This is a genomic window from Methylobacterium sp. P3_A11, from assembly GCF_056403155.1.
On the sequence record NZ_JBFUGA010000047.1, the window covers coordinates 35,008 to 43,081 of the forward strand.

General features: G+C 70.4%; 8 protein-coding genes and 1 riboswitch. Of the genes, 1 reads left to right on the top strand and 7 read right to left on the bottom strand.

Annotated elements, in window-relative coordinates; translation table 11 throughout:
- Positions 1–35 precede the first annotated feature (35 nt).
- Genes cobW through AC1DXK_RS16105 form a run of 4 tightly spaced genes read right to left on the bottom strand, consistent with a single transcriptional unit; the run spans position 36 to position 2,397 of the window.
- Complete coding sequence (cobW, locus tag AC1DXK_RS16090; protein ID WP_477298330.1) at positions 36–1,070, bottom strand: cobalamin biosynthesis protein CobW; 1,035 nt, start codon at positions 1,068–1,070, stop codon at positions 36–38.
- Complete coding sequence (locus AC1DXK_RS16095; protein ID WP_457105276.1) at positions 1,067–1,468, bottom strand: DUF1636 family protein; 402 nt, start codon at positions 1,466–1,468, stop codon at positions 1,067–1,069. Before AC1DXK_RS16095 ends, cobW begins: the two co-directional genes overlap by 4 nt.
- Entirely contained in the window at positions 1,461–2,198 is a 738-nt protein-coding gene (locus AC1DXK_RS16100; protein ID WP_457105277.1) for a CbtA family protein, read from the bottom strand. The genes AC1DXK_RS16095 and AC1DXK_RS16100 overlap by 8 nt, the downstream gene beginning before the upstream one ends.
- 16 nt (positions 2,199–2,214) lie before the next feature.
- A complete protein-coding gene (locus AC1DXK_RS16105; protein WP_457105278.1) occupies positions 2,215–2,397 on the bottom strand; it encodes a CbtB domain-containing protein in 183 nt (60 codons plus the stop codon).
- Positions 2,398–2,433: 36 nt separating this feature from the next.
- Positions 2,434–2,627: riboswitch (cobalamin riboswitch) on the bottom strand.
- A 167-nt stretch (positions 2,628–2,794) separates the two neighbouring features.
- Here AC1DXK_RS16105 and AC1DXK_RS16110 point away from each other — a divergent pair.
- Positions 2,795–4,153: a coagulation factor 5 8 type domain-containing protein gene (locus AC1DXK_RS16110; RefSeq protein ID WP_457105279.1), complete on the top strand. Its 1,359-nt coding sequence runs from the start codon at positions 2,795–2,797 to the stop codon at positions 4,151–4,153.
- A 51-nt stretch (positions 4,154–4,204) separates the two neighbouring features.
- Here the strand turns inward: AC1DXK_RS16110 and AC1DXK_RS16115 are convergent, their stop codons facing one another.
- Genes AC1DXK_RS16115 through AC1DXK_RS16125 form a run of 3 tightly spaced genes read right to left on the bottom strand, consistent with a single transcriptional unit; the run spans position 4,205 to position 7,938 of the window.
- The gene (locus AC1DXK_RS16115; RefSeq protein WP_457105280.1) at positions 4,205–5,800 is read right to left on the bottom strand and encodes a S10 family peptidase; all 1,596 of its coding nucleotides are present in this window, start codon (positions 5,798–5,800) and stop codon (positions 4,205–4,207) included.
- Positions 5,800–6,252, bottom strand: a complete 453-nt coding sequence (locus AC1DXK_RS16120; protein WP_457105281.1) for a DNA polymerase III subunit chi — start codon at positions 6,250–6,252, stop codon at positions 5,800–5,802. Before AC1DXK_RS16120 ends, AC1DXK_RS16115 begins: the two co-directional genes overlap by 1 nt.
- Before the next feature lie 57 nt (positions 6,253–6,309).
- Positions 6,310–7,938, bottom strand: a complete 1,629-nt coding sequence (locus AC1DXK_RS16125; protein ID WP_457105282.1) for a CTP synthase — start codon at positions 7,936–7,938, stop codon at positions 6,310–6,312.
- Between the last annotated feature and the right edge of the window lie 136 nt (positions 7,939–8,074).

Here is an 8,074-nt window from a genome sequence, read left to right on the forward strand (position 1 = left end):
CGCGCTGCCGGTCGAGCGGGGGCGCGCGTGCGTACTCATCCCGCGAGGGCCGCCGCCACAGCGTGACGGTCGAAGCCCTTAAGGCCGATCACCACGAGATTTCCGTCGCGGGCTTCCCCAGCTTTCCAGGGCCGGTCGAAATGGTGGGCGACGCGCCGGCCGACGCCCTGCACCACCAGGCGCATGGCCTTGCCCTCGACCTCGGCGAAGCCCTTGATGCGCAGGACGCCGGCGATCTCGGCCGCCTTCTCGACGCGGGCCGCGAGGTCCCCGGCGGTGACCGCCGGACGGACCCGCAGCGCCACGGTCTCGAAGTCGTCGTGGTCGTGATCCTCGCCCTCGCCGTGATGGGAGGGGCGCGCGGCGAGGTCGTCCTCGGCGGCCGCGCCGAGGCCCAACAGCACCCGCGGATCGATGGCGCCGTTCTCGGTCTCGACGACCTTCACGGCCCGGGGCAGATGGCCCTCCACCTCGGCGCGGACCCGGGCGCGGGTCGCGGCGTCGATCAGGTCGGCCTTGTTGAGCACCACGAGGTCGGCACACAGGAGCTGGTCCTCGAACACCTCCTCCAGCGGGTTGTCGTGATCGACCGACTGGTCCGCGGCCCGCTGGGCGGCCAGCGCCTCGGGGTCCTCCGCGAAAGCGCCCGAGGCCACCGCGGGGCCATCGACCACCGCGACGACGCCGTCGACAGTCACCCGGGACCGGATCGCCGGCCACTGGAAGGCCTGGACCAGCGGCTTCGGCAGGGCGAGGCCGGAGGTCTCGATTAGGATGTGTTCCGGCGGGTCGGCGCGTCCCAGCAGGGTCTCCAGCGCCGGCACGAAATCKTCCGCCACCGTGCAGCAGATGCAGCCGTTCGGCAGCTCGACGATGGCGTCCTCGGTGCAGCCCTCGACCCCGCAGGCGGCCAGGAAGGACTTGTCGAAGCCGACGTCACCGAACTCGTTCACCAGGATGGCGAGGCGGCGTCCCTTGGCGTTCTCGACGACGTGGCGGACCAGGGTGGTCTTGCCGGCGCCGAGGAAGCCCGTGACGATGGTGCAGGGGATCTTGTTCACGAGGGTCATTCCGCGGCCTCCAGGGTGCCGGCGGGACGCGGGCGAGGGTGGGGAAAGGGCGGGATCCGGGCGATCACGCCCGTGCGGAAGGCGGCCGGACGCGCGCGCCAGGGCACGAGGCCGTCCGGCGTCTCCGCGTAGGCCGCGAGCCCGGCGAGGATCGTGTCGGCCGAGGTAGCGGGATCCATGTCGCCGTACACGTAGGTCCAGCGGTCCGCCGAGGCGACCGCCACGGTGCACGGCCGCTTGCAGACGGACAGGCACTCCACGGGCTCGACCCGCAGTCCCGGCACGGCGTCGCCCCGCGCTTTGAGCGCCTCCAGCAGGAGCGCCCCGGCGCGGGGGCCGTCCGGGTCATCGTCCAGCCGGCGGCAGGTGGTGCAGACGTACAGCACGGTCTCAGGCACGGGCCGTCCCCCGCGCCGTCTCCCGCGAAAGCGCCTGCCACGCCCAGCCGAGCCCCAACCCGATCAGGATCCAGAACACGAACCCGATGGCCAGGGACCGGGCGGCGAATTGCGCGGCCAGGGCGGCCGGGAGTTCGGACGCGGCCTCCGGCGCCTGAGGCGCGCCGACGACGTGCGGGGCGACGATCAGGACGAGACCGCCCAGGATCGCGATCAGCGTACGGCGGACGGCGATCAGGTAGAGGCCCATGCCCGTCGCCGCCGCGGTCATCAGCCACCAGGCCTGCCGCGCGGCGAGCGGGGCAGCCGCGCTGCCGGGCAGTTCCGGCGGCAGGCCGAGGCCCGGCGCCAAGGCGACGCTGGCGAAGCCCGCCACCGCGAAGGCGAGGCCGACCTGCGGGGTCGGCTCCCGGCCGCAGGCGAGCATCACCGCGCCGAGGAGCAGGGCGTAGCCGACGCCGCCGACGAGGGTCGCGAGCGCCGTGAAGGCCATCCGCGGCAGGCCCTGACCAGGTTGCCATTCCGGCGCCGCGTCGGGCGCAGCGTGGTCATGCCCGGCATGCGCCAGGACGATCGGCAGCGGCTTCGCGGCCTGATGCGACGGTTCCTGCTGCTCGTAGCGCTCGGCCGCCACGATCAGCGGCGACGTCAGCGTGAGTTCGAGGCCCGTCACGACGGCAGCCGCGAAGAAGCCGGCGGCCAGCGCCGCCGACAGAAGCCGGATGATCATCCCTGTGACGATGGCGTCAGTGACAGGGGAAGTTCTGGGTGTGCCGGAAGTCGTGCGCCGCGTTGTGGAACGCGATCGCCGGCGAGAAGCCGGCCATGAACAGGAGGCCGAGGCCCAGCATGGCCGCGAGCGCCACGGCGATCGGACGCTCCGACGAGCGGGTGCCGGCGGCGACGGGGGCGAGGGTCGAGGTGGTCATCGTCGAATGTCTCCAGCCGCCCCACCGGCGGCAATGCGGGATCCTGTCGTGACGGCAGGTCTCCTGGCTCGCGGCTCGGCGCGCCTGCCGCCTTCCCGGATCGCTCCGGTGGCGCTCGGCAGACGCTCGCCGCTCACAGTTGCGGGGGCAGCCACGGAGTCGAGGCTCGCACCTCTCACCGCATTCCCTTTTCACCCCGTCGCCGGGGCACCGTCACCGCGCCGTTGTAGACGCATGCCAGCCACGACACAACGGAGCGCCGACGGATCGGATCCGAATCCCGTGGGGCTCGCACAATCCGGGTTGGGCTTGACGCATGCGGCCCGATGCGGGCACCGCCCGCAGCGGACGTCCGGTCGGTCCGGCGCGGGCGCATCCCTTCAGCTCCGGAGACCCGATGGCCCTGGCAGACGATCCACGTCCGGCGCTCGTCGATCTCACAGCCGGCCGTCCTCCGCGGGCCGTGGCAGCCGCCGGGAGGGAATGGCTCGAGGTCGATCTCGGCGGCCGCTTCCCGGTGCATTCGGTCGCGCTGCGTCCGGCCGCGGGGGCCGGCCTCCCGGAGGTCGGCGACGTGGCCGTGGCGGTCTCGCAGGACGGCGTCAGCTGGTCCGAGGCGGACATGGCCGGATGGACCGTCGCGCCCGACGCCCTGGTGGCCGTGCTCGCCCCGGACGAGCGGGCCTGGGCGCGGATCGTGCGGATCGCGACGACGGAGCCGGCGCGCGTCGGCGGCGTCGAAATCCGGGCCGACGAGGCCGCCGTCGATCTCATCGCCCTGCGGGCGGTCCTCGGTCTCGACGTGACGCTCCTGAACGAGAAGCCGGGCGCCAACGTCTACGTGAGCTACGCCCTCGAGGCCTCTCCCGGCCGCACCGGTCGCGACCTTGTCGGCCTGTCGCTGTTCGAGAACGGCGCCTTCGGCAACTGCCTCGTCCAGTACATCGTCGCCGTGTCGATCGCGAAGGCGCTCAACCTGAAATACATCAAGGTCCCGAAGGTCGATCGCAGCAAGGTAATCTTCCTGACCGAGCGGCTGACCTGCGACGGCATCACGTTCATCCCGCCGACCGAGCCGCTGCCGACGGATGGCTACTTCCTCTCGGGCCTCTACTTCGATCCGACGCAGTTCGAGCGCGTGGTCGGGCCGCAGGGACCGATCGATTCCCGAGCGATCGTTCAGGGCGTGATCCGGCCCCTGTTCAACGGTCTGCCGCGGAGCGTCCCGAACAAGCCCGACGATCAGCTCCTGATCCACATCCGCTCGGGGGACATCTTCAGCACCTGGGTCGACCCGCACTACCCGCAGCCGCCCTTCGCGTTCTACCGGATGGTGATCGACCGCCTCCTGGCGGAAGGGCGGATCCAATCGGTGAAGCTCGTCTTCGAGAACCGACTGAATCCGGTGATCGCCGAGGTCGAAGCCTACGCGGAACGGCGTGGCTTGCCGGTGGAGATCCAGAGCGAATCGTTGATCGCCGACGTCACCGCCCTGGTGAACGGCCGCTACCTCGTCTTCGGCCTGGGTACGTTCGGACCGGCGATCTGCCACCTGTCGGACCATGTCGAGCAGGTGTTCTACTTCGCGTCGAACTGGCCGCAGGGCTTCCAGTCGATTCCCACCATCGGAAAGGTGATCGAGGTCCGGGACCTCGAGGGGCGCTACATGAAGGTCGGCGAATGGCAGAACAGCGACGCGCAGCGCCGGACCATGATCGACTACCCCGCGGAGGCGCTCGCCTTCGATGATGCCTGAGCCCTCACGCGCCGGTCGACCGCGGCCCGCAATCGTGGCGGACCCGTGGTCTCACGGCGCCTTCCTGAGCTGCTCCGCCGGCGTTCCGGCGGGGCGTGTCGCGCCGGTATCGCGGACCGTCAGGGCCTCGGTGTACATCCGTTCGACGTCCGCCTTGAACACAGCGCGGGAATCCGGACGCGTGTAGAACATGTGGCCTCCGGGATAGACCGCGAGGCTCAGGCGGCCGGCACCATAGGCGGGAACCTGGGCCAACAGGAGTTTCGAGGCGAAATACGGCGTCACCAGATCGGTGAACCCGTGCGCCACGAGGACGCGCAGATGGCCGTCGAGCGCCAGGGCGCCCTTCAGGTTCGAGAGAACCTCCGGCGCCTGCCGGCCCGAACCCCAGCTCCAGCCGCGATTCACGGCGCCGTTGAGCAGTTCGTAGCGCATGTTGGGCACCGGCCATTTCAGCGTGCGCCCGTAGAGCTCGATCATGGCGCTGGTTAGCGGTGCCTGGAGCGCCGTGAGCTGCGGATCCTCGAAGCTCGATTGCGCCGCGTCCGGGTTCGGATCCCACCCGGTGATGCCGGTGTCGTAGGCGCTGGTGACCCGACCCTCGGCGCGATCGATCTCGCGCTGGGCGCTCCGCGTGGAGAGCCGCGCCGCCTGCGCACGCACGATCGCGGGATCCAGGCCGACCAGGGGGGCGACCTTCTCGGTCATGCGCGCAACGGCGGCCGCATCGCTCGGACCCTTCAGGAGGTCGGCCAGATAGGAGCCGACCGCGTAGGTTTCCGCGTCACCGAGGAGGGCGGACGTCGGCACCGTGCCGGCCCGTTCGAGGGCGCCGGCCGCCAGGGAGGGCAGCTTCAGCACGTACCCCCAGGGATTGGCCCGTGGCGTCTCGAGCCAGCCGAAGTCCAGAACCGGTGAGAGCAGCACCATGCCGGAGAGGCCGACGCCGACCTCCTCCTGCAGCTTCTCGGTGATGAGTGGGCCACGGAACCCGCCATAGCTCTCGCCGACGAAGAATTTCGGGCTCGCCATCCGATCATTGACGCGCAGGTAGCGGGCGATCGCCGCCGCGAGCGTTGAGGCATCGGACTCGACCGACCAGTAGGTCTTGCTGTTGCCGTCCGCGGACCGGCTGTAGCCGGTCCCGACGGGGTCGATGAAGATCAGATCGGTGAAGCCGAGCCACGTGCCGTCGTTGGGTGTCAGCGCCACCGGCTGGGACGGGCTGATGCTGTCGCCGCCGACGGGAAGTCGCCACGGGCCGATCGCCCCGACATTGAGATAGGCCGACGAGGCCCCCGGGCCGCCATTGACCGCGAAGGTCACGGGGCGCGCCTGGCCGTCCTTCGGCGCCATCGTGTAGGCGACGTAGGCGATCTCGGCCTGCAGCTTCCCGCCTTCGTCGACGAGGGGCAGGCTGCCGGCTGTGGCGGTGAAGTCGAGGGTCCTGCCGTCCGGCAGCGTGACGCTCTGCTTCGTCGTCGAGTCGGGCGGGAGGCGCCGACCCTCCGGGCCGCGCGGCGCCGGCTTGGTCTCCGTCGAGGGATGACCCGTCGGCGCGTCCTGCGCCGGGGCCGTCGCGGGCGCCGCGACCGTGAGGGCGAAGGCGAGCGCGACGTGCGCGAGAGATCTGCTGAGGGTCACCATCACGCCTTCTTGTTCCAGCGTCCGGACTCGTCCTGCTGCCAATAGGCGACCTCGTGACCGGCAGCCTTGGCCTGCTTCCACTGCTCGCGGGCGCGCAGCAGGGCGTCCTGATCGCTCCCGTCGAACAGGATGCAGATCCGTTCGTAGGCACCGGCATCCGGCGGCAGGTCGGCGCCCTCGACCAGGAAGCGGATCGAGGCCGCGTTGGGGTTCACGTCCCGGAGCGTCAGCACCACCGGCTGGCTGGCCGCATCGGGCTCGCGGTCGGTGCCGTGCGGCAGGAAGCTCTCGTCGGTGTAGGTCCAGAGGTGGTCGTCGAGCGCCTGCAGACGCTCTTCGCTCGCCGCCTGGATCGCGGCCTGCCAACCGCGCTCGCGGGAGCGCTCGACGAGGTTGGGCAGCACCTTCTCCAGGGGCTGCCGCTGCATGTGGTAGAAGAGAATCTCGGTCACGGTCCCGAGGATATAGGTCTCCGGGCGGCCGGGCGAGCAGCGGCGCGCCGCCGCGGCTCAGACCAGCCGGCTCTGCTCGATCGCCGCGCCGACGAAACCCTTGAACAGGGGATGCGGCTCGAAGGGGCGCGACTTCAGCTCCGGATGGAACTGCACGCCGATGAACCACGGGTGCCCGGCATGCTCCACCGTCTCGGGCAGGAGCCCGTCGGGCGAGACGCCGGAGAAGCGCAGGCCCGTGGCCTCGAGACGCTCCCGATAGGCCATGTTGACCTCGTAGCGGTGGCGGTGACGCTCCGAGATGGTCTCCGACCCGTAGATCCGGGCGATCTTCGAATCGGAGTCGAGCCTGGCCTCGTAGGCGCCGAGCCGCATGGTCCCGCCGAGATCGCCCGCCTTGGCACGCCGCTCGAGCTCGTTGCCGCGCAGCCATTCGGTGAGCAGGCCGACCACCGGCTCGGACGTCTCGCCGAACTCCGTGGAGTTCGCATCCGGCATTCCGGCGAGGGAGCGGGCGGCCTCGATGACGGCCATCTGCATCCCGAAGCAGATCCCGAGATAGGGGATCCGCTTCTCGCGGGCGTAGCGGGCCGCGCGGATCTTGCCTTCGGCGCCACGCTGGCCGAACCCGCCCGGCACCAGGATGCCGTTCAGACCCTCCAGGAACGGCGCGGGGTCCTCGCGCTCGAACACCTCGGCCTCGATCCACTCGAGGTTGACCTTCACCCGATGGCTGATGCCCCCGTGGGTCAGCGCCTCGGTCAGCGACTTATAGGCGTCCTTGAGGCCCGTGTACTTGCCCACGATGGCGATGGAGACCTCGCCCTCGGGGTTGCGGACGCGCTCTGAGATCGTCTGCCAGCGGACGAGATCCGGCTCTTCGCCGTGCTCCAGGCCGAAATGGCCGAGCACCTCCCTGTCGAGGCCGGCCTTACGGTAGGACAGGGGCACCTCGTAGATCGAGGCCACGTCCCGGGCCTCGATCACCGCGGTCTCTCGGACGTTGCAGAACAGCGCGAGCTTGCGGCGCTCGTCGACCGGGATGTCGCGGTCGCAGCGGCAGAGGAGGATGTCGGGCTGGATGCCGATGGAGCGGAGCTCCTTCACGGAATGCTGCGTCGGCTTGGTCTTCAGCTCACCGGCGGACGGGATGTAGGGCAGCAGCGTCAGGTGCACGTAGCAGCAGGTGCCGCGGGGCAGCTCCTGGCCGAGCTGGCGGATCGCCTCGAAGAACGGCAAGCCCTCGATGTCGCCCACCGTGCCGCCGATCTCGACGAGCACGAAATCGAACGCGTCGTTGCCGTCGAGAACGAAGTCCTTGATGGCGTTGGTGACGTGCGGGATCACCTGGATCGTGGCGCCGAGATAGTCGCCCCGGCGCTCCTTGGCGATGATGTCCTGGTAGATCCGGCCGGTGGTGATGTTGTCGGCCCGGCTCGCCGGCACGCCGGTGAACCGCTCGTAATGGCCGAGGTCCAGATCGGTCTCGGCGCCGTCGTCGGTGACGAAGACCTCGCCGTGCTGGGTCGGGCTCATCGTGCCCGGATCGACGTTCAGATACGGGTCGAGCTTGCGCATCCGAACCCGATAGCCTCGGGCCTGGAGCACCGCCGCCAGGGCCGCCGAGGCGAGACCCTTGCCGAGGGAGGAGACCACGCCGCCGGTGATGAAAACGTACCGCGTCATGGGCCTCGGTCCATAAAGAAGCTGCTGGCGTTTGCCAAACGACGGAGGCCCCGGCCCGCGCATGGGCTGGGGATCACGGAACGCATGGCGCGGACCGGCGGGGCGCCGGTCCGGCTGGGCAAGGGTGAGACGCCTG

Coding starts and splice junctions, on each gene's coding strand:
- AC1DXK_RS16100 (WP_457105277.1), bottom strand. CDS start 2,198: ATGATCATCCGGCTTCTGTCGGCGGCGCTGGCCGCCGGCTTCTTCGCG.
- AC1DXK_RS16105 (WP_457105278.1), bottom strand. CDS start 2,397: ATGACCACCTCGACCCTCGCCCCCGTCGCCGCCGGCACCCGCTCGTCG.
- AC1DXK_RS16110 (WP_457105279.1), top strand. CDS start 2,795: ATGGCCCTGGCAGACGATCCACGTCCGGCGCTCGTCGATCTCACAGCC.
- AC1DXK_RS16115 (WP_457105280.1), bottom strand. CDS start 5,800: ATGGTGACCCTCAGCAGATCTCTCGCGCACGTCGCGCTCGCCTTCGCC.
- AC1DXK_RS16125 (WP_457105282.1), bottom strand. CDS start 7,938: ATGACGCGGTACGTTTTCATCACCGGCGGCGTGGTCTCCTCCCTCGGC.